Genomic DNA, 22481 nt, shown 5'->3' with positions numbered 1-22481 from the left:
TAATATAGTACTTATGATAACAGAACGGGCGTGCGCATCAAATAGGGGGTGTTGCTTTACTTATTCCATGCATGATAAAAGCGATCGTCAGGTTGATTTCTTCCTCGTCGTTCCAGTCCTTATCTGGCTGGAGCAGCAAGCGATTCATCAAATAACCTACGACAGACGAGAGTGTGAAGCGTATAAGTGTGGGTGTAGGCACCTCGATGATTTCACCCTTTTCCTTAAAATGTTCAACAATATCAATCACGCGCTCAAGTATTTTGCTAAGAATATTCTCTACAAACTGCGCTCTAACTTTTGGCTGAAAAGGAATCTCCTGAATAAGAATCTTAAGAATTTTAAAATTCTTGCGGGCGAAATCCAGCCGATTAATCATAAATGCCCGCAGGAACTCCTCGAAGCTGTCGTAGGGCATATCGAGCACGCCGTTGAAATTCCGCAGCACAAAAGGCGCAAGCATGCGACTCATGGTAGGACCTACTATGGCAAGCAGCAGATCATTTTTAGTCTTGTAATAGCGAAAAATCGTTCCCTCCGCCACGCCCGCCTTCTGAGAAATTTCACTCGTTGAAGTCGCAGAGTATCCTTTTTCAGAAAATACCTCAATCGCCGCTTGTAGAATAGAAATCTGCTTCGGTGTCAGTTTCTCGTCTTTGCCAAGGGTAAGCAGCTCTTCTATCCACTGCTCTTCTATATTTTGTTCCGTAGAAACTTGCTCTTTCATTACAATAACCCTCCATGCTTAATTCAATTTGTTTCAATGATAATAGTTTTTGTGAAGTTACATTTTGCGATGCTTGCGCAGTGCCAATACATTCAGCAGCATAAATAGCAGCGAAAATCCTATTAGTACATAGACATCCAGTGCAATTGCGCTCCATCCTTTGCCACGGACCATAATGTCCATCAGAGCTTCTGATCCGTAATAGATCGGTGTAGCGAGGCCAACGCGCTGGAGCCACAGTGGAAGGGTATCGAGCGGGAATAATCCACTGAGGAAGATTTGTGGCACTATAATGAGCGGAATGAACTGAATCATCTGCAACTCATTGGCTGCAAAAGCCGACAGCAGTGTGCCCAACGTCAGCGCTGTCATCGATAGGAGTAATGTGATCAGCAATACGTAACCAAAGCTGCCTGTCATCATAATGCCAAGAATCTGTATGGAATACCATGAGATCAATAGCGCCTGAAAAACGGTAAATATGCCGAAACCACATACATACCCGAGCACAATCTCCCATCTTTTTAATGGAGTCGAAAGTAGGCGTTCAAGCGTGCCTGTGGTTCGTTCCCTTAAGAAGGATACACCTGCAATCAAGAATACGAAAAAGAAAACAAATACGCCAATCATAATGGGACCGAAACGGTCGATCGTCTTCATATTCTCAGAACCGTAAAGATAGCTGATCTGCGGCTGTAATTGTTCCTTTGTGCTTGGAAGAAGCTTCTGGGAGATTTGTTGCAGCGTCATGATTACTGCCTTGTTTGCTGTAGGGTTGCTACCTTCTAGCAGCACTTGAGGCGTAACTTGCGAATCTCCGGCGGTTCCGTTCAAAGTGATCAAAGCGTCAATTTTTCCTTCTACTAAAGCGCCTTTTCCCAGCTCTGCGCTGGCATATTCTTTGATGGTGGCATTTTGTTCTTTTAACGCAGCTGACATATTTAGAGGTACACCGGACACACCGATTTTTGGTTCATAGGCGTCACCGTTGAAGACCAAGCTCATTAAGCTTAGAACGAGGAGTGGTGCAATGAACATTAATGCCATCGTTCTTTTGTCATGAATAAATTGCCGCAAAATCCTTAAGGTGATCGCTCGGATTCTCATGAACGCACACCTCCATAATATAAAAAGGCTTCTTCAATAGAAGCTGAACCGGTGGCTTGCAGCAGTCCGGCAGGCGTGTCGGCGGCAAGTAGCTTGCCATCACGGATCATTCCGAGCCGGTCACATTTTTCAGCCTCATCCATGACATGCGTGGTCAGCACAATGGTGGTGCCTTTCTGGTTCAGCGCTTTTAGTTCCTTCCAGATGGATAGCCGCAGCACCGGGTCTATACCAACTGTAGGTTCATCAAGAATAAGCAACGGCGGTTCATGCAGCAGCGCGATCGCCAATGATAAGCGGCGTTTCATCCCGCCGGAGTATTGGTCTACTCTTTTTCGCAAATGATCTTGTAAATTAACGATCTCCATTACGGCTGTGATGCGTTTGGAGCGTTGCTCCCCCTTTAGACCATATAGCGCTGCAAAAAACTCCAGATTCTCCTTCGCGCTAAGCTCCGTGTACAAGGCATCAGACTGAGCCATATACCCAATCTGTTGCAGCATAGTCAGCTTCGGCATCGTCACGCCAAGTATTTTCACCTCGCCGGAGGTTACCTCATCGATACCTGTAAGCAGCTTCACTAATGTTGTTTTTCCTGAGCCGGATGGCCCTAGTATGCCAAAGGTTTCCGCACGTTCCACTTGAAGCGAAATATCCTCGAGCACCTGTTTCTCTCCAAACGCTTTCCCGACATGGCTCACTGAAATAACTGGAACCTCTGAACCCATTTTTATCTCCTCGATTCTGAATGTTCAGGGATACTTGCTTGAGTTGAAGATGTTGCTGATAGGGTGGTGGTGATGGTGATGAAGGTGTAGAAGGTGTAGAAGGTGTTGAGATATTCCTGAATTATACTGCTCTGTACACTCTGATTAGATAATGAGTGAGTACTCACTCATTATCTTGTATCAAAAGTTAGGAATTGTAAACCATATATTTTATACAAATGTATCCCACAGTATTAGCTTAATCCCAATTGAGGTTTGTTAATTCAACTTGTCCTTTTACTATGTATATAGAGATGATTTGAATGAAAGGCAAAAGTGTCACTAAATAGCGGGGGTTTACCTAAACCAGACAAAAGAAGGGCATAAATGCCACTAAATAGGGATGGTCTAATTAAATCAAGCAAAAGAACGGTATAAATCCCGTACAGTGAGCTCAATCTCGCTAAAATGAGTAAAAGAACGGTATAAATCCCGCACAATGAGCTCAATCCGACTGAAGTCAGTTAAAGAACGGTATAAATCCCGTACAATGAGCCCAATCCCGCTGAAGTCAGTAAAAGAACGGTATAAATCCCGTACAATGAGCTCAACCCCGCTAAAGTTAGCAAAAGAACGGTATAAATCCCGTACAATGAGCGCAATCCCGCTAAAGTTAGCAAAAGAACGGTATAAATCCAGCACAATGAGCTCAATCCCGCTAAAGTTAGCAAAAGAACGGTATAAATCCCGTACAATGAGCTCAATCCCGCTAAAGTTAGCAAAAGAACGGTATAAATCCCGCACAATGGGCTCAATCCCGCTAAAGTTAGCAAAAGAACGGTATAAATCCCGCACAATGAGCCCAATCCTACTGAAGTTAGCAAAAGAACGGTATAAATCCCGCACAATGTACCCAATCTAGCAAAAGATAGCAAAAGAGCGGTATAAATCCCGTACGATGAGCTCAATCCCGCTAAAATCAGCAAAAGAACGGTATAAATCCCCTACAATCAGCCGAATCTCCTACGATGACCCTTACGCAGAACGCGCCACAACAGACCAGTTAGTTTTTAAATCGTAAGCAGCAGCCACATAACAAGCTTCCCCCACGCGCCAAGCGACCACCGTAATACGTTCCCCACGCACCAAGCGACCTCCGCAATATACTCCACGTGCCCATCGACCTCAGCAACAAGCTTCCCCTACCACGTGCCCATCGACCTCAGCAACAAGCTTCCCCTACACTCCAAGCGAACTCCGCAATATACTCCATGTGCCCATCGATCTCAGCAACAAGGCTCTCCCAGACTCCAAGCGACCTCCGAAATATACTCCACGTGCCCATCGACCTCCTCAATAAGCTTCCCCCACGCACCCAAGCGACCTCCGCAATATACTCCACGTGGCCCAGCGACCTCCTCAATAAGCTTCCCCCCACACTCCAAGCGAACTCCGCAATATACTCCAAGTGTCCATCGTCCTTAGCAACAAGCTTCCCCGCACACCCAAGCTGCCTCCGCAATATACTCCACCCACCCACCTCAGCAACAAGTTCCCTCCATGCGCCTGCAATATCAAATTAGTCCCTACGTCACCCCAAGATCCCAAACAATTCTCCAACTAAATAAGGCAGCTGCACCGAGCACCTTTTTACGAAAAGAGGCTGTTTTTGCTGCTTAGTTCATTTGGTTACCTGGTTTTTTTTAAAAAAGAATACTAGTTAATATTTCCATTACATTCCTCTGCAACAGAATTGACAATTGTAGACGAAAATGACATTAGCAGTTACCTATACGAAAAGGGTGAATCTAATTGAAAAACAGTAAATGGATTAGCGCAACGTTGGCTTCAGCACTTCTTGCAACAGTAGGCGTTGGAAGTGTATCTGCAGCTAGCACCGGCAGTAATGTAAAATCTGTAGCTACCAATCAAGTCGCTGCTGCAACAGCAGTTAAAGAAGGTACAACTACTTGGAATGTAAACGGAACGCCGATTGTGTTTAACACCATTAACAGCAGTGGTTACAAGCTTTACTCGCTGACTCAGGTAGCTGGAGAAATTGGGGCTAAGGTAGTACTGGGAACAAGCGGGTTTGAACTTAACGACAGCAAAGGACTACATAATGTGCAACTCAAAACAGGCTCAAAGAGCTATCAAGTAGATGGTAATTCCCAATCGTTCACAGTGGCTCCAGTATTTTATAACGGTAAAACCTATGTAGAGCTTACTAAGTTAGTTACCGCATTAGGTGGAGAGCTGGACGCTGATGCTAGCACGATTTTGAGCTTTGCACGTCCTGAAGGTTTGTTTGATACTTTGCACTGGACGGCAGCTGGCAACCTGATTGCGAACAAAAGTGATGCTGAAACTACTCAGCTTATCAAATTCAGTACAGAACCAGGTAACTATGAAGTGTTTTCGTCAAATGACAGTGCAGTGGACTTTGCAGTATCGCCGGATCAGCAGTGGGGAGCTTTTAATGATGAGAAAGGTTTGCTGAATCTGATTAACTTGTCTAGCGGAGCTGTTAAAACACTAGGCACCGACAATAGTGTGAAGACAGATCTGGTTTGGTCCAAAGATGGGAAAAGCATTTATTTCATCCAAGGAGACAAGCAAGAAAAAATCGCTAAAATCTCAGTAGAGACTGGTGATGTTAAATCCGTGCTGGCTGACAAGGTTGAGAATAAATCCGAACTGCGTATTTCTGCTGACGAAAAAAGCGCCGTTTATATCGTTAATTTGACGGGTGTTGCTAAAAATGATGCAGACAGCACAGAAGATTCTCTTACGGTTGACTTTAGTTCGGCAGGAGAGCAGCTTTACAAGCTTGATTTGGCTACAAAAGATGCTAAACCAGCTGCACTAACAACTACAGCAGATAACAAGCTTTACCCTGAGATTTTGGCTGATGGAAATGTGGCATACCTGAGCGCAGATGCAGACGGCAATGCGAAGAATACCCTGAAGCTTGTAAAAGCGGACGCAACCAGCACTAATATTGCACTTGATATCGAAGTGAATTGGTCCACTGGCGTTAGCAATGGTTTGGTAGTGGCAGGTACTACGGCAGACGGAAGCACAGTGATCTATTCTATCGATGGTAGTGGTGCAAAGACCGAACTGTTCCGTACGGCTGAAGATGTATCTGAAGTATCTGTATCTAAAGACGGAAGCAAGCTTGCGATTGTGAGCGGCGACAGCGTATGGGTTATCCAAGGCGGTAAAGGGCTGCAACTGACTAAATAATTATTATTTCAAACATATTTTAACGGCCTAGAGCCGAGAGGAGAAAATAGTACAATGAAAATCTTCAAGAAATTAACAGTAACGGCTTTAACAGCCGTAATCGCGGTAACCGCATCTTTTGCAGGGATTGCAGCAGCAGCAGATTCACTTAGTGGCAAAATCACCGTTAACGGTTCGACCGCACTTCTTCCATTGACGTTGCAAGCGGCAAAAGAATTCCAAAAGCTGCATCCTAAAGTGAAAATCGCAGCATCTGGTAAAGGCTCTGTAACTGGACCACAAGCTGTAAAAAAAGGCATCGCTGATATCGGCGCTTGCGACTGGGATGCTAGCATGGACGTACCAGGTTTCAAAGCTTTTGACGGACAGGTAGCAAACAAAGTGGCTGTCATTCCTTTTGCCACGATCGTGAACAAAAATGTGGGTGTAGATAACCTTACAACAGAGCAGCTTAAAGGTATTTTCGCTGGTAAAATCACCAACTGGAAAGAAGTAGGCGGCGCAGATGCAGATATCGTTGTCATCACTCGCTCATTCGGTTCTGGTACCCGCGTTAACTATCAGGCTAAAGCTTTGGATGGCGGAGATATCGTTAAAAAAGCTAAGAACTACAAAGAAACAGGTTCATCCGGCGACATGAAAACAGCAGTAGGAACTACTCCTAACTCCATCGGTTATATCGACCTTGTTTATGTAAGTGGCGACGTAAAAGCAGTGAAACACAACGGTATCGCAGCTACTACAGACAACGTAATTAACGGTTCTTATAAGATTTGGGCTTATGGTTACTACATGACTAAAGGCCAGCCTACTGGCGCAACTAAAGAATTTATCGAATACGTACAAAGCAAAAAGTTCCAACAAGGTTCTCTGAAAAAGCTTAAATTCATTCCGATCGCAGCAATGAAGGGTTAATAACATCTGAAGATCATATTGAATGGTAACAGCGGCCAGCCCCGATTTTGATACGGGGTTGGCCGCTTACAGGAGGGAAAGTATGGGGGCACCAGTCCACAACCTGGCAACTAAGGTTAAGGAGGGCGTTACAGAAGTTAGCGCCAACTCCAAACGTCACAGTAGACATATGTTTAGCAACCGATTATTCCGCTTTTATTTCTTATTCAGCATTCTTGCACTTTGTTTCGTGCTTGGACTTGTAATCCTATTTATCGGCAAAACGGCGCTGCTTCTGTTTGGTCATCTCTCGCCTGCGGACTTTTTCTTTTCGTTTAACTGGACGCCTGAAGAGGACTCCTTTGGGGCTGCTGCCTTCATTGTAAATACACTTTCACTGACAGCTTTGACCCTGCTGATCGCAGTTCCTATTTCGGTAGGCATGGCCGTTCTCTGTGCGGAGATTGCTCCGAAGTGGATGAAGACCTTCATTCGCCCGGTGCTCGATTTGCTCGTTGGTATTCCTTCTATAGTATATGGTTATTTAGGCTTAACGGTATTACTTCCTTTCCTGCGTAGAGTTAGTGGGGAGAGCTTGGGTGATGGTTTGCTGGCTGCGGCCCTCGTACTCGCATTAATGGTCCTGCCAACAATTTGTCGAATCAGTGATGATGCTATTGTCGCTGTTCCACGCAAATATCGGGATGCTGCGTACGCTCTTGGATCTACCCGTCTGCAAGTCATTATGCGTGTTGTTTTGCCTGCGGCTAGCAGAGGGATTATCTCTGCAGTCATCCTCGGGATGACTCGTGCTGTGGGGGAGACAATGGCTGTAGTTATGGTTATCGGAAACACACCACAGTTGGCGAAAACCTTATTTACACCTGCTTCTGTCTTGACTAGTAACATCGTTATGCAAATCTCGAATGTAGAGTTTGAGTCAACCTGGAATTATGCCCTACATATGATGGCCTTTCTTCTGCTGGTGATTTCCTTTGTACTGATTCTGATCATCCGCGTGCTGGGTAGAAAAAGGAGGGATGCAGCGTGAACGGATTCGCAAGTACAAAGCATACAGCGCGTGCTCAGAGACGCAATAAGCTCGCGACTATTGGGTTTTATACGCTTGGGGCTTTAGTCATGCTGCTAATCTTCTGGCTGCTCTTCACGATTCTTAGTAAAGGTCTGCCAGCGCTGCGGCCTGATTTCCTGATCAAACAGCCTGAAGAGATTGACGTTGGTGGCGGGATCGGTCCTGTACTTTTCAACTCTTTTTATATTTTGTTCATCTCGCTGCTTATTTCCGTCCCTATCGGTTTAGGAGCGGGGATTTATATGGCGGAATACGCTCCGGATAATGCTTTTACAGGTGGCCTGCGTATATGTGTAGAGGCGCTCTCTTCGGTTCCCTCGATTGTATTCGGTATGCTTGGTCTTGCGATATTTGCTGAATATTTTGGGATCGGTCTGACGATTCTTGGCGGTGGGGTAAGCTTGGCGCTTTTGAATCTGCCTATGCTTGCACGTGTGACGGAGGAAGCGGTCCGTGCTGTTCCTGGGGAGATGCGCGAAGCTGGATATGCACTGGGCATGACTAAATTCCACGTGATCCGCACAGTTGTCCTACCCGTTGCAATGTCTGCCATTGTTACTGGGATTTGTCTCGTTGCTGGACGCGCCTTCGGGGAGTCTGCGGTTATTATCCTTACCGCTGGTCTCAGTACCTCGGGCGAAATGTGGGACTTTAATCTGTTCTCGCCGGGAGAAACCCTGGCCGTACACCTTTGGTATGTACAATCTGAGGCAATTGTAGAAGATGCGCGGCAAATCGCTGACAAATCAGCGGCAGTACTAGTATTTGTAGTTTTGTTTATTAACTTTGCTTTCCGTTTTCCGCTCTGGCTTGGAAATCGCCGCAAAGGGCGCTGATTCGCTTATAAAGGAAGAACATGCATAAAAAACTGTCTCTCGGCGGAAGAAAACGCCGTGAACAGTTTTTTTATTCTCGATTAAATAAGCAGGATAGTCTCATCCTTCGATAATATTGCTAATGCGCGTGTCTTTTGAGTAATTAGATTGGCCACGCTTATAGAGAGCTAAAAATGTTCCCATATTTAAAAATCAGAAATGGGAATGTGAAGATTAATATTCGATGAGTAGTGAGTAGTGAGTGATGAGTGATGAGTGAGGAGTAATGAGTAGTGAGTAGTGAGTGATGAGTGATGAGTGGTGAGTAATGAGTGGTGAGTGGTGAGTAATGAGTTGTGAGTACTGGTGATAAGAGTGGTTTTTAATTGCACTTTATGCACTTATTTTTGATGGTGATAGGTTTGTTTGGGTTTAATTGTACTTTGTGCAGTTAAAAATGGTGAAAAGACCATTCTAGGCGTAAATCTGAGAATATAAGTGTATGAAATGCAACTAAAGCGAGTTTTGGAGGTAAAAGGGTACTTTTAGTTGCAGAAAATGCAATTAGATAGCATGTAGCTGCGTTTCTACGGAAGAGCAGCCGTAATGTTCATATGCGGCGGGGTATGATGTGGTATTGACTCATAGAAACTGATCATCGATTGCTAAGCTTCACAGAACCCTGAGCCCCAACGAGATCTAAGTGTGACCAAGTCCGAGCGAGCATCAAAAGTTAAGCTCCATCGACTCATAGCCCGACGAGGCCCAGGTTTTCACCAAATTCTAAGTTTCGAATGCTAAGCTTTATCGGACCCTGAGCTCCGACGAGGCTAAGTTTTCATCAGGCTCTGAGCTTCGAATCCAAGCTCCATGAATCCCTGAAACTCGGGTAATCCAGAGCCGCGAATCTTAAGCTCAGTCGTTCAGTCGTCTATTCGTCCCAGTAGTGACTCCCTGAGCTCCGCCCAACCCTTCCCCTGAAAATAGAAACAGCCTTCCCGAAGGAAGGCTGTTTCTATATGACGTCCCGGAAGGGATTCGAACCCCCGACCGTGCGCTTAGAAGGCGCATGCTCTATCCAGCTGAGCTACCGGGACATGGTTGCTGGCAGAAAAGCAAGCAGGAATTATCATATCATATGGGACGATCTTTTTCAAGCTGTTTTTTAAAAAGAGTACGGGGTATGCTATAATCTACAATTATTAAGTTTCGGAAGAAGCTTAAGGTATTAATAACTTTTATAATGGTTAGGATTCCATTCACATAAGTAGACATAAGGAGGTGCCCTCATTAAACATTCGGATTCCCCCGCCACCAAAGAGAATATCGTCCTGTTCCCCAAGACACTGGACTATTATCAAATCCAGCTGACGGTGATGCTGGAAAGTGAACGCTACGGGGAAGCGATGGAGCTGCTTCGTTTTTTGCTGCAGTGTCAAGGACAGGAAGAGCGAAATTACGAGGAATGGCGGTCCCTGCTGGAATGGCTCGAAACGGCATTTCCTTACGCGTCCCAGAATGGAGATGCGGAGGGAGCTGTTCACCCCGAAGACGAAGATTTAAGGGAAGAGGATATGGCCCGCTTTTTGGCCAAATCCAAAATGAACGAGGATGCGGGGTATCCCAAAAAGCTGCTGCAGCGGGTGATGAATGAACCTCTGTCTGAGGCGACAATACTTGCACTAGAGCAGCTATCCTATCTGGAAGGTGGCGGCGTTGACGAGGAGCTGACCACTTGGTTGCAGGGGGATAATGTTCATCCACTGCTGCAATTTCGGACCTTGCAGACGCTTAAGCGGCGTGGGATGCAGGGAACAGTGAAGCTGATTCGCGGACATGAAACGGTACTCGTAGAGATCGAGAGCGTGCCACTGCAGACGGAGGATTTTCCTCCGGAGGTGAGTCATGTGCTGGAGCGGGTAGCCGAGCAGGCTGAGGTGCATGAGCCTACGCTGTATTATTTTGCACAAGAGCTCTGGGGTCAGTTCATCATGTCGATTTATGGGTCGGACGAATATCGGAAATTGCTGGAAGGCGAAGACGTTTTGCTGGATATTTGGGCAGGAGCTTTGCACCAATTTGTTTCTGAAAGTTTAAACGGCTCCCGACAAGAGGAAGAGACACGTGGAATGTATGGCATCACAGACGGCATGCGCTTTCAATTTGAGGGAGCTTATCGTGCTCTCAAGGGTTTTGTAAAGACTTCTCTACTTGATAAATAAAGTAATGTTGTATATAATATAATGGTTATTCTGTGCGTGGATTGTATCATTATTTGAAGTAAACTTGTGAACCTATATTTTGGAGGGAAAAGTATAATATGAAAGCAACATGGGAAAAAATAGAGAAGAACCTTGGAGTTCTTGAAGTAGAAGTAGACGCAGAACGCGTAACAGCAGCACTTGATAAAGCTTTTAACAAAGTCGTTAAAAAAGCTAACGTACCAGGCTTCCGTAAAGGTAAAGTACCTCGGCCGATCTTTGAATCCCGTTTTGGTGTAGAAAGCTTGTACCAAGATGCAATCGACATTCTTCTTCCTGAAGCTTACGGTGAAGCAGTTGAACAAACTGACATCTTCCCTGTAGACCGTCCTGAAGTTGATATTGAGCAATTCGCTAAAGGCCAATCCTTTATCTTCAAAGCGAAGATCACGGTTAAACCTGAAGTGAAGCTCGGCGATTACAAAGGTCTGGAAGTTCCAGTACAAAAAGCTGAAGTGACTGAAGAAGAGTTGAGTGCTGAACTTGCTCGTCTGCAAGAACGTCATGCTGAGCTTGTAGTAGTTGAAGAAGAAGCAGCAGCTAACGGCGACATCGCTGTAATCGATTTTGACGGATATGTAGATGATGTACCGTTTGAAGGCGGAAAAGCTGAACGTCACTCTCTTGAGCTTGGCAGCAACTCCTTCATTCCTGGATTCGAAGAGCAAGTGGTAGGAATGGCTACTGGAGATTTCAAAGATGTTGAAGTTACTTTCCCTGATGAATACCATGCAGAGAACCTTGCGGGTAAAAAAGCAGTATTCAAAGTGAAGCTGCACGAAATCAAACGCAAACAACTTCCTGCACTCGATGATGAGTTCGCTAAAGATGTAAGTGAATTCGAAACTTTGGATGAGTACAAAGCAGATCTGAAAGCTCAGCTCGAATCCCGTAAAGAGGAAGAACTGAAAGGCCTTCGTGAGAATGCAGTTGTTGATAAAGCAGCAGCTAACGCTGAAGTTGAAATCCCTGAAGCTATGATCAACAGTGAAGTTGAGAACATGGTTCGTGACTTCGACACTCGTCTTCGTCAACAAGGCATGAACATGGATATGTTCCTTAGCTTCTCCGGCCAAACTCGTGAAGACTTGCAGAACCAAATGAAAGGCGATGCTGAAAAACGCGTTCGCAACAACCTGGTATTGGAAGTTATCGCAAAACAAGAGAACATTGAAGTTTCCGAAGAAGAAGTTAACGAAGAGTTGGCTACTATGGCTGAAGCTTACAAACGTACTCCAGAAGAAATCCGCAGCATCTTGGCAGCTAACGGTTCACTGGGCAGCTTGAGCGAAGAGCTTTCGTTGCGTAAAACCATTGATTTCCTTGTTAGCAATAGTGTAGAAGTTGAAGCAGTGGAAGAAGCACCAGCTGCTGAAGACACTAAAGCTGAGTAGGATATTTTAAAATTATAAGAAGGTATAAGTTTCACTTTATACTTTATTCTTATAATTCTCGCATAAACGCTTATCGTCCTTAAAAGGACGCCGAAGGCGTTTTAGCTTGACACTACCTAGAACGGCCAAGTTACACGGCCTCCATACAGATATGATAAGGCACGTAAGTTTCGTTACGTGCCTTATTTTTATCCTCGGCCGCAAATATATGTGACTACATAGGTATCCGTATGAACGTATGGCAATAAGGTAATAGGGGTAGTAACGTCACAAATCACAAGCAGCAGACAGTCGACTGTAGTGAAAAAATGACATCGCGCCTTGAACGTGTTAAAATATTTCTGAAACGATAAGACTAATCTGTACAGAGAAAAGAGGTTGGTGGCATGAGTCTGGTACCAATGGTTGTGGAATCAACAAGTCGTGGAGAACGTTCATACGATATCTATTCCAGATTGCTCAAGGATCGCATCATTTTCTTAAGCAGTGCGATTGACGATGATGTCGCCAATCTGGTTATTGCTCAATTGCTGTTTTTGGCAGCAGATGATCCCGAGAAGGACATTCACTTGTACCTCAACTCACCCGGTGGTTCAGTAACAGCCGGCATGGGTATATACGATACGATGCAATATATCAAACCGGATGTTTCAACCATTTGTGTAGGGATGGCAGCAAGCATGGGATCGCTCCTTCTAACAGCTGGGGCTCCGGGCAAAAGATATGCGCTGACCAACAGCGAAGTTATGATTCATCAACCGCTCGGCGGTGTTCAGGGTCAAGCGTCTGATATTTGGATTCACACTGACTGGATCCTTAAGACGAAACAGAAGCTGAATCAAATCTATGTAGATCGCACAGGTCAGCCCCTTGAAAAAATCGAACGGGACACAGACCGCGATAACTTCATGAGCGCGGAAGAAGCCAAGGAATACGGGCTTATTGACCAAGTTCTTTCTTCACCGATGAAATCTTAAAGGGGTGGTTAGATGTTTAAATTTAATGATGAAAAAGGGCAATTGAAATGTTCTTTTTGCGGTAAATCACAAGAGCAGGTTCGTAAGCTTGTAGCAGGACCGGGCGTTTATATATGTGACGAATGTATCGAGCTTTGCACGGAAATTGTGGAAGAAGAGCTCGGTCATGAGGAAGAGCTTGATCTGAAGGATATTCCAAAACCAAAGGAAATTCGCGATATTTTGGATCAATATGTAATCGGTCAAGAGCAAGCGAAGAAATCTCTTTCTGTAGCGGTGTATAACCACTACAAGCGTGTGAACAGCCAAAGCAAGATCGAAGATGTTGAACTGACGAAGAGTAATATCCTTTTGCTTGGTCCAACAGGTTCTGGTAAAACCTTGTTAGCACAAACGATGGCGAAGATTATCAACGTTCCTTTTGCTATTGCAGACGCTACTTCCCTGACGGAAGCTGGTTATGTCGGCGAGGATGTTGAGAACATTCTGCTCAAACTCATTCAAGCTGCAGATTACGATGTGGAGAAAGCCGAACGCGGCATTATCTATATTGATGAAATTGATAAAGTAGCACGTAAATCCGAGAATCCGTCCATAACTCGTGACGTTTCCGGCGAAGGTGTACAGCAGGCGCTTCTGAAGATTCTGGAAGGAACTGTTGCTTCTGTGCCTCCGCAGGGCGGACGTAAGCACCCTCACCAGGAGTTTATTCAGATCGACACGACGAACATCCTGTTCATCGTTGGCGGTGCCTTTGACGGTCTGGAGCAAATGATTAAACGCCGTATCGGTAAAAAAATCATTGGCTTCAACGCAGCAGTTGAAGGACAAAAGGATCTTAAGCCTGGCGAATATTTGTCGATGGTATTGCCTGAAGATTTGCTCAAATTCGGTCTTATTCCTGAATTTGTAGGCCGTCTGCCAGTCATCTCGACTTTGGAGCCGCTTGATGAGAATACGCTTGTACGTATCCTTTCCGAGCCTAAGAATGCACTCACTAAGCAATATATCAAGCTACTGGAAATGGACAACGTAGCGTTGAAATTCGAACCATTGGCACTCGAAGCAATTGCCAAGGAAGCGATCAAGCGTAATACGGGAGCCCGTGGACTGCGCGCGATTATTGAGAGCATCATGCTCGATGTGATGTATGAAGTTCCTTCACGCGATGATATTAAAGATTGTGTGATCACGGAACAGGTCGTTCAGGAGAAAGCTTTGCCTGAGCTCAACCTTAAGAAAGACAAGAAGAAAGAGGAAAGCGCGTAAGCCGCTTTTCCTTAACAATACATGTCACAGTCTCCACCTTTCTTCCGCTTATCCCGCTTCACATTAGCGGGAGCGAAGGGGTGGAGCTTTGGCGTTATGGGGGAGAAAAATCATGTTCTTGAGACACCAAACCCGTCCTGTCAATGTTGGCGGGCTCATTATTGGGGGAAACAACGAGGTTGCGATTCAAAGCATGTGTACAACCAAAACCGCTGATGTGGAGGCTACTGTAGCTGAAATATTGCGGCTTGAGGAAGCAGGCTGCCAGCTGGTACGCGTAACTGTCAACAATGAAGAGGCGGCTGCCGCAATCAAGGAGATCAAGAAACAGATTCATATCCCACTCGTAGCGGATATTCATTTCAACTATAAGCTAGCGTTGATGGCTATTGAGAACGGCATCGATAAGGTACGGATTAATCCGGGGAACATTGGTCGCCGCGAAAAGGTAGAAGCGGTAGTTAAAGCATGTAAAGAAAAAGGAATTCCGATTCGGATTGGTGTAAACGCCGGTTCTTTGGAGAATCACCTTTTGGAGAAATACGGATACCCAACCCCAGAAGCCATGGTAGAAAGTGCATTATACCATATTGGTATTCTGGAGGAACTGGATTTCCACGACATTATCGTCTCTCTAAAAGCATCAGATGTGCCAATGGCCATCGAAGCTTATCGTCAGGCTGCGGAAGTCATTCCTTATCCGCTACACTTGGGGATTACAGAATCCGGCACATTGTTTGCGGGTACAGTGAAAAGCTCCGCTGGTATCGGTGCACTGCTCTCTATGGGCATCGGCAGCACCCTGCGTATCTCGCTTAGTGCCGATCCGGTTGAAGAGGTTAAGGTGGCGCGTGAGCTGCTGAAGACGTTTGGTCTGATCTCTAACGCGGCGACGCTGATCTCTTGTCCGACTTGCGGACGACTGGATATCGATCTTTTCTCCATCGCTAATGAGGTGGAAGAATACATTTCGAAGCTTAAGGTGCCTATTAAAGTTTCTGTCCTTGGCTGTGCTGTTAATGGTCCTGGTGAGGCACGTGAAGCAGATATCGGTATTGCTGGCGCTCGTGGGGAAGGTTTGCTTTTCCGTTACGGACAAATGATCCGTAAAGTGCCTGAAGCAGAACTCGTAAACGAGTTGAAAAAGGAAATTGATGCGATCGTGGTGGCTTACGAGGCAACGGGCGAAATCCCAGGCCGCGCCCACGCTAACCTTGCACCTCCGGTGCAGTCGAAGTAACTTGGTCTGAATGGTATTTATAAGAATTTTCAATCTCATAATATTATAAACACTTCTTAGCATCGTATAGTAATTTTGGGTGACGTTAGGTAAGTGGTGATCTAAGTGGCGAAGAACGCCCTGTGCAGCTCCGGTAAATCTGGGGTCCATGGGGCGTTTTTTTTTGCGTTTATTTCCATTTTGGAGGAAGGGATGAGTAAACATGAACTATGAACAAGCCCATGAAAAATTTATTGCGCAGCATCTTGCAAGCAGAACGGGCGAACGGTGGGGGAGGCTAGAGAGAGGTCATGGCCACGCAGAAAAATTATTTTTGCAGAACGTCTGGTGGCCGCTTCGTGGTGACTTCAATGATCTTCATCCGGAGTATGAGGTGCTGGATTTACAGAGACGGGCTTATTTTGCTGATTTTGCTTTTTTGCCGGGGCCGATCAAGCTCTTGTTTGAGATTAAAGGGTATGCAGCTCATGTAAGAGACATGGATAGGCTGAAGTATTGTAATGAGCTAAATCGTGAAACTTTTCTGTACGGAATGGGTTATCAAGTAATTTCATTTGCTTACGATGATGTTGAACAGCGCCCTGAGTTATGTGTTACACTGCTGCGTTTGGCGTTAAGCCGCTACCAAATTTTAGATGCGCCACGTGACAGACTGCTAATCGCTGAGAAGGAAATCATGCGTTTAGTGGTGCGTCAAGCTGGGGTGATACGCCCTAAAGAAGTCGCTGATTATTTCACGCTAGATCCCAAAACAGTACGCATGATGCTAAAGAATCTCTGTGAAAAAGGCTGGCTAACCCCTATAAGAAGGGGGATAGGCGTCAAAAATGTTGAGTATAAGCTGGCTCGTGATGTTCTTTATTACTGGGATTGATAATTGTAAAGGCTGGTGGCTGGTGGCTGGTGGCTGGTGGCTGGTGGCTGGTGGTTGGTGGTTGGTGGTTGGTGGTTGGTGGTTGGTGGTTGGTGGTTGGTGGTTGGTGGTTGGTGGTTGGTGGTTGGTGGTTGGTGGTTGGTGGTTGGTGGTTGGTGGTTGGTGGTTGGTGGCTGGTGGCTGGTGGCTAATGGCTGATGGAGGCTATATTATTGAAGTAGTTTATGTAGGAGTAATTAATGTAACAGTTTAGCCTATGTAATTGATGTATCTGGTGGAACTTATGGAGTTGTTGGTGCTATTGTAGCTGATGTAACTGGTGTAGATGACGTAGCTAATGTTGAAATGGATAAAGTAGTAAAAGTGGCTGATGGAGCAGGTGTAGCTGAAGTAGTTTGATGGGACTGATCATATAGGCGTAACAATTTTGGCCATGACTTTTGCTGAAAGTGGGAATTTGAAAAGAAGGTATGTGAAGGAGCTTGATGTGAAATCGGTTATGAATTGAAACCCAACAATTAGGGAAATTCTCCCTGAAATAAGCCGATTATGGCTCGAAATCAAGCTTTTTAGGGAAAAACTCCCTAATAAAAGGAGCATTTCTCCCATTTATGTGTGATTCGACCGATAATCAGGGAGTATTTCCCTAATTAGCAGTTGAAAGGTCGTGAATCACTGATAAATAGGGAGTATTTCCCTAATTATTTGGCTGGGTACCAATGATACTTAGATTTTGTACTAAATAGGTTGTTTCTACGAACATAGAAGATAAAAACTCATACGTTCAGCAAACTAAGTTAACTCTGCGTCTTAGAAGTAACTCACCGTGCCCAGCTGACTTAGCCTCTAGAAGTAACTCACCGTGTCCAGCTGACTTAGCCTCTAGAAGTAACTCACCGTGTCCAGCTGACTTAGCCTCTAGAAGTAACTCACCGTGCCCAGCTGACTTAGTCTCTAGAAGTAGCTCACCATTCCCAGCTGACTCAACCTCTAGAAGTAGCTCACCGTCCCAGTTGACTCAGTTTCTAGAGTAACTCAGCTTCTAAAAGTACCTCGACGAACTCAACTAACTAACTAACTAACTAACTAACTAACTAACATCTACAGGAAACTCCCAACTTCCTCACCCTTAGCTGTAAAGTCGCAGAATTAGGTTCCTCACCCTACATAGCATCGATCACGATCCTCAGTTACTAAGTTCAACGGCTCGACATATCACCACAGTTCCTCAAATTCCCTTTCCACTAATCTCTCCCGTATTTCTCCGCGATTTTCCGCATTCCTCTTCATCCCTCCTTTACTTCCGCACTCCTCCGCATTCCTTCTTCTCCAATCTCCTTTCTAACCACCTCAACAATCTCCTTTTTTAAATTTACATAAGCTACATTTGCACTCCCCACACTCATTATTGCCCTTATAGTTAATTATCAGAGTCTATCCTACGGCAACAATTCAACAAATCCGCAAATTCGCGTTTACTAATTACCGAAACGGCTATACTACCTAATAGTAGCCAAGGGTGGAAAGGTAGACTGAACGAAACAGGAGGATGACCTATGGAATTAAGTATAGTTGTGATGATCGTGCAGCTCTTTTTCGCGCTGGTTATCGGCGTATACTTTTGGAATCTGCTGCGGGGTCAGAAGACAAATAAGTCAGCGGTAGAACGAGAGTCGCGCAAGGAACTGGACAAGTTACGGAAAATGCGGATGATTACATTAACTAAACCATTGTCGGAGAAAACACGTCCGGCTTCTATTGGAGATATTGTCGGGCAAAAGGATGGGCTGCGCGCCCTGAAAGCCGCACTTTGCAGCGCTAATCCGCAGCATGTGATTATTTATGGTCCGCCGGGAGTCGGCAAGACTGCGGCAGCGCGTGTTGTCATGGAAGAGGCGAAAAAGAATGTGCTTTCTCCTTTTAAAAGTGACGCCAAATTCACAGAGATTGATGCCACAACCGCTCGTTTTGATGAGCGTGGTATTGCTGACCCGTTGATCGGATCCGTGCATGATCCTATTTATCAGGGTGCAGGAGCCATGGGGGTGGCGGGCGTGCCACAGCCGAAACCGGGAGCGGTGACTAAGGCGCATGGCGGGATTCTTTTTCTGGATGAGATAGGAGAGCTTCACCCCATTCAGATGAATAAGCTGCTTAAAGTGCTTGAGGACCGGAAGGTACTGCTAGAGAGCGCTTATTATAATTCGGAGGATAATAATACTCCGGCTTATATTCATGATATTTTTCAAAATGGATTGCCTGCTGATTTCCGGCTAGTTGGCGCTACTACGCGTTCTCCGGATGAGATTTCACCTGCATTGCGTTCGCGCTGCATGGAGATTTATTTCCGCCCGCTGCTGCCGGATGAGATTGCCGTCATCGCGCGTGACGCGATACAGAAAATCGGGCTTAAACCAAGTCCGGAAGCTGTCACTGTGGTGCAGCAGTATGCAACCAACGGCCGGGAAGCAGTTAATATGATTCAACTGGCTGCCGGATTAGCTTTAACTGAACAGAGAGATACACTAAATGCTGCTGATGTGGAATGGGTAGCGGGCAGCAGCCAGCTTCCGCTGCGTACGGAACGCAAGATTCCTTCGGCACCGCAGATTGGATTAGTCAATGGTCTTGCCGTGTATGGACCGGGGATGGGTACTCTGCTCGAAATCGAAGTCTCCGCAGCGCCTGCTGTGAACGGCCAGGGCAGACTGAACGTGACAGGTGTGGTGGATGAAGAAGAGATCGGTGGAGGCTCCCGCACGATTCGGAGAAAAAGTATGGCAAAGGGCTCGGTTGAGAATGTATTGACCGTACTGCGTACGATGAATCTGGAGCCCGATCGTTATGATCTACATGTGAATTTTCCAGGTGGAACACCGATTGACGGGCCTTCGGCAGGGGTGGCGATGGCAGTAGCAATCGTATCTGCTATTCGTGGACTTCCCGTGGATAACACTGTAGCGATCACAGGTGAGATAGGCATCCATGGACGAGTCAAGCCAGTGGGTGGTGTAATTGCCAAAGTGGAAGCTGCTTTTCAAGCTGGAGCCACTACAGTGCTTATTCCAAAAGAAAACTGGCAGTCTCTCTTCGCTGACCTTGCGCCATTACGCGTTATTCCAATGGAAACAGTAGAAGAGGTGTTCCGTCACCTGTTCGGTGCCGATACAGCAGATGTAAGGCTGCCTGCAGTTGCTGGAGAGCTGTTCTCTGCAGCACCCTCACTCCTAAAGGCCGATGCCGCTGGTGAATCTGCAAAGGGTTAAACAAAATTGATCCCTAATTCGAAGAATAAGGTGAGATTTGTCGCTGTAAAATAAAGGAGGCTGCAGGCAATTCTGCTGCTTCCTTTTTAAATGCTACAAGAAACGTTGTCTCTATTTAAGGAAAAGCAAGTCGGTTCTTCTTGAAATCTAAGGACTCTGTTGGTGTTTTGGGGCTGCTTTTGTTAGAATGAATGCATATGAGATTAATTGAGAGCCATGGGAGGTGCGAAAGCGATGATGACAAATAAAACAAAAGGTCGTCGTTTTCCTTTATTGCCGCTAAGAGGGCTTCTTGTGTACCCAAGCATGGTTCTTCACTTGGATGTGGGCCGTGAGAAGTCAGTTCGGGCGTTAGAGAAAGCTATGGTTGAAGATAATTTGATTCTTCTTTGTTCCCAGTCGGAAGTGAATATTGAAGAGCCAGGTCAGGACGATATTTTTCGGGTCGGTACTGTCGCCAATGTGCGGCAAATGTTGAAGCTTCCAAACGGTACGATACGTGTACTGGTTGAAGGTGTAGAACGGGCCGAAATTATTAATTATATCGATAATGATGAGTACTATGAGGTTATGGCGCGTGAGCTGCCGGAAGATGTAGATAGCGATCAAGAATGTGACGCGCTGATGCGTACAGTACTCAATCAGTTCGAACACTATATTACGTTATCCAAAAAAGTGACCCCAGAGACCCTCGCTGCTGTATCCGATATAGAAGAGCCTGGTCGACTTGCGGATGTCATTACGAGTCATTTATCGCTAAAAATTAAGGATAAGCAAGAAATTCTTGAGACGATTGATGTTAGTAAACGGTTGGAGAAGCTTCTTGATATTCTTAATAATGAGCGTGAAGTGCTGGAGCTTGAACGTAAGATCAATCAACGTGTCAAAAAACAAATGGAAAAGACGCAGAAGGAATATTATTTGCGTGAGCAAATGAAAGCGATCCAGAAAGAGCTCGGCGAGAAGGAAGGCCGGGTAGGAGAAGCGGAAGAGCTGCGGACGCTAATGGAAGAGAAAAATGTTCCAGAACGTGTGAAGGAAAAGATGGAGAAAGAAATCGATCGTCTGGAAAAAATGCCAGTCAGCTCTGCGGAAGGCGGCGTCATTCGCAACTATGTAGATTGGCTGCTCAGTCTCCCTTGGAGTGAACAGACAGAGGATGATCTTGACATCAAAAAGGCCGAGCAGGTACTTGATGAGGATCACTACGGTTTGGAAAAACCAAAGGAACGGGTATTGGAATATTTGGCCGTTCAGCAGCTGGTTAAGAAGCTTAAGGGTCCTATTCTATGTCTTGTAGGTCCTCCAGGTGTGGGCAAAACCTCACTGGCTCGTTCCATCGCCCGTTCGCTCAACCGCAAGTTCGTCCGTATCTCGTTAGGCGGTGTACGTGATGAGGCGGAGATTCGAGGTCATCGCCGGACTTATGTAGGTGCGATGCCGGGGCGGATTATCCAAGGCATGAAGACGGCGGGTACGATTAATCCGGTTATCCTATTGGATGAAATCGATAAGATGGCTGCGGATTTCCGTGGAGATCCATCTTCAGCGCTGCTTGAGGTACTGGATCCAGAACAAAACAACACGTTTAGTGATCATTTTGTAGAGCTGCCGTTCGACTTGTCGAACGTAATGTTTGTAACAACAGCGAACGTAGTGCATAATATTCCGCGTCCATTGCTGGACCGGATGGAAATGCTGTTCATTCCAGGTTATACGGAACTGGAGAAACTGCAAATCGGCAGCCGTTATCTGTTGCCTAAGCAGAAGAAAAACCATGGTCTTGCAGAAGATCAACTGATTATCGAAGACGATAGCTTATTACGCATTGTCCGCGAATATACCCGTGAATCCGGTGTGCGTAATTTGGAGCAGCAGATTGCAGCATTATGCCGCAAAGCTGCGAAACAAATCGTGTCTGAGGAAAAAGAGAAAGTGATCATTCTTCCTGACGACATCAAGGATTATCTTGGGGCTTCCAAATATCGTTACGGTATGGCCGAGCTTGAAGATCAGATTGGTACCGTCACTGGGCTGGCTTGGACTGAGGTCGGTGGGGATACACTGCTGATCGAAGTTACGGTTGTGCAGGGAACAGGTAAACTAACCCTCACCGGACAGCTGGGCGATGTAATGAAGGAGTCGGCACAGGCCGCATTCAGCTATACTCGTTCGAAGGCGGAGGAGCTGGGACTCCAGCCCGATTTTTATGAGAAGATTGATATTCATATCCATATTCCGGAAGGTGCAATTCCGAAGGATGGTCCGTCTGCAGGGATTACGATCGCAACCGCATTGATCTCCGCACTCACGAAACGTTATGTTTCCAAGGATGTGGCGATGACAGGTGAGATTACCTTGCGGGGACGTGTTTTGCCAATTGGTGGATTGAAAGAGAAATCTCTTGCCGCTCACCGAGCTGGATATAAAAAGATCCTTCTTCCCAAAGACAATGAACGGGATTTGAAAGATATTCCTGAGAGCGTACGTAATGATGTTGAGTTCGTACCGGTATCTAATATGGATCAGGTCTTGCATCATGCGTTAGTTGAGCATCATAATGAAATTAGCAGTGAGCCACCGAGTAGTGTGCATTAGAAAGGAAGTC

Annotated in this window: 17 protein-coding genes and 1 tRNA gene; 13 read left to right on the top strand and 5 right to left on the bottom strand. The window is 45.8% G+C overall.

Annotation, left to right across the window (positions count from 1 at the left end):
* Nucleotides 1-37: 37 nt before the first annotated feature.
* From NSS82_RS26515 to NSS82_RS26500, 4 genes are all read right to left on the bottom strand, one after another.
* Nucleotides 38-727, bottom strand: coding sequence for a TetR/AcrR family transcriptional regulator (locus NSS82_RS26515; protein WP_076272812.1), 690 nt, complete (start codon nucleotides 725-727; stop codon nucleotides 38-40).
* Nucleotides 728-784: 57 nt separating this feature from the next.
* On the bottom strand, nucleotides 785-1834 hold the full coding sequence (locus tag NSS82_RS26510; RefSeq protein WP_036685018.1) for an ABC transporter permease: 1050 nt from the start codon (nucleotides 1832-1834) through the stop codon (nucleotides 785-787).
* Nucleotides 1831-2562, bottom strand: a complete 732-nt coding sequence (locus tag NSS82_RS26505; RefSeq protein WP_076129437.1) for an ABC transporter ATP-binding protein — start codon at nucleotides 2560-2562, stop codon at nucleotides 1831-1833. Before NSS82_RS26505 ends, NSS82_RS26510 begins: the two co-directional genes overlap by 4 nt.
* A gap of 396 nt (nucleotides 2563-2958) precedes the next feature.
* Entirely contained in the window at nucleotides 2959-3396 is a 438-nt protein-coding gene (locus tag NSS82_RS26500) for a hypothetical protein (RefSeq protein ID WP_076272811.1), read from the bottom strand.
* Between the two features lie 957 nt (nucleotides 3397-4353).
* Between NSS82_RS26500 and NSS82_RS26495 the strand changes: the two genes are divergently transcribed.
* From NSS82_RS26495 to pstA, 4 genes are all read left to right on the top strand, one after another.
* Nucleotides 4354-5790 (top strand): stalk domain-containing protein, encoded by a 1437-nt coding sequence (locus NSS82_RS26495; protein WP_076272809.1) that lies wholly within the window; start codon nucleotides 4354-4356, stop codon nucleotides 5788-5790.
* A gap of 54 nt (nucleotides 5791-5844) precedes the next feature.
* Entirely contained in the window at nucleotides 5845-6705 is an 861-nt protein-coding gene (locus NSS82_RS26490) for a phosphate ABC transporter substrate-binding protein (protein ID WP_076272808.1), read from the top strand.
* Nucleotides 6706-6787: 82 nt separating this feature from the next.
* Nucleotides 6788-7735, top strand: coding sequence for a phosphate ABC transporter permease subunit PstC (pstC, locus tag NSS82_RS26485; protein ID WP_036685038.1), 948 nt, complete (start codon nucleotides 6788-6790; stop codon nucleotides 7733-7735).
* Complete coding sequence (pstA, locus tag NSS82_RS26480) at nucleotides 7732-8613, top strand: phosphate ABC transporter permease PstA (RefSeq protein WP_036685040.1); 882 nt, start codon at nucleotides 7732-7734, stop codon at nucleotides 8611-8613. The genes pstC and pstA overlap by 4 nt, the downstream gene beginning before the upstream one ends.
* A gap of 1002 nt (nucleotides 8614-9615) precedes the next feature.
* On the opposite strand, the gene NSS82_RS26475 is transcribed toward pstA, so the two are convergent.
* Nucleotides 9616-9689: transfer RNA gene (locus NSS82_RS26475), tRNA-Arg, on the bottom strand.
* 279 nt (nucleotides 9690-9968) lie between these two features.
* Between NSS82_RS26475 and NSS82_RS26470 the strand changes: the two genes are divergently transcribed.
* From NSS82_RS26470 to lon, 9 genes are all read left to right on the top strand, one after another.
* Nucleotides 9969-10814: a hypothetical protein gene (locus tag NSS82_RS26470; protein WP_038573064.1), complete on the top strand. Its 846-nt coding sequence runs from the start codon at nucleotides 9969-9971 to the stop codon at nucleotides 10812-10814.
* 98 nt (nucleotides 10815-10912) lie between these two features.
* A complete protein-coding gene (gene tig / locus NSS82_RS26465) occupies nucleotides 10913-12247 on the top strand; it encodes a trigger factor (RefSeq protein ID WP_036685045.1) in 1335 nt (444 codons plus the stop codon).
* A 386-nt stretch (nucleotides 12248-12633) separates the two neighbouring features.
* On the top strand, nucleotides 12634-13224 hold the full coding sequence (clpP, locus tag NSS82_RS26460; protein ID WP_036685049.1) for an ATP-dependent Clp endopeptidase proteolytic subunit ClpP: 591 nt from the start codon (nucleotides 12634-12636) through the stop codon (nucleotides 13222-13224).
* A 12-nt stretch (nucleotides 13225-13236) separates the two neighbouring features.
* Nucleotides 13237-14493 (top strand): ATP-dependent protease ATP-binding subunit ClpX, encoded by a 1257-nt coding sequence (clpX, locus tag NSS82_RS26455; RefSeq protein ID WP_036685052.1) that lies wholly within the window; start codon nucleotides 13237-13239, stop codon nucleotides 14491-14493.
* A gap of 112 nt (nucleotides 14494-14605) precedes the next feature.
* Nucleotides 14606-15733 (top strand): flavodoxin-dependent (E)-4-hydroxy-3-methylbut-2-enyl-diphosphate synthase, encoded by a 1128-nt coding sequence (ispG, locus tag NSS82_RS26450; RefSeq protein WP_036685055.1) that lies wholly within the window; start codon nucleotides 14606-14608, stop codon nucleotides 15731-15733.
* A gap of 202 nt (nucleotides 15734-15935) precedes the next feature.
* Entirely contained in the window at nucleotides 15936-16607 is a 672-nt protein-coding gene (locus NSS82_RS26445) for a BlaI/MecI/CopY family transcriptional regulator (RefSeq protein WP_076272805.1), read from the top strand.
* Nucleotides 16585-16860: a hypothetical protein gene (locus tag NSS82_RS26440; RefSeq protein WP_340960845.1), complete on the top strand. Its 276-nt coding sequence runs from the start codon at nucleotides 16585-16587 to the stop codon at nucleotides 16858-16860. The genes NSS82_RS26445 and NSS82_RS26440 overlap by 23 nt, the downstream gene beginning before the upstream one ends.
* Before the next feature lie 1303 nt (nucleotides 16861-18163).
* On the top strand, nucleotides 18164-19873 hold the full coding sequence (gene lonB / locus NSS82_RS26435; protein ID WP_076224629.1) for an ATP-dependent protease LonB: 1710 nt from the start codon (nucleotides 18164-18166) through the stop codon (nucleotides 19871-19873).
* Between the two features lie 234 nt (nucleotides 19874-20107).
* Nucleotides 20108-22471, top strand: a complete 2364-nt coding sequence (gene lon / locus NSS82_RS26430) for an endopeptidase La (protein ID WP_076099438.1) — start codon at nucleotides 20108-20110, stop codon at nucleotides 22469-22471.
* Nucleotides 22472-22481 lie beyond the last annotated feature (10 nt).

Origin of the sequence: Paenibacillus sp. FSL H7-0735, assembly GCF_038008505.1 — a bacterium.
GTDB classification, from domain to species: Bacteria; Bacillota; Bacilli; order Paenibacillales; family Paenibacillaceae; genus Paenibacillus_AQ; species Paenibacillus_AQ odorifer.
The sequence above is the reverse complement of the archived record's forward strand: the minus strand, read 5'-3'. Positions and strand labels throughout refer to the sequence as shown.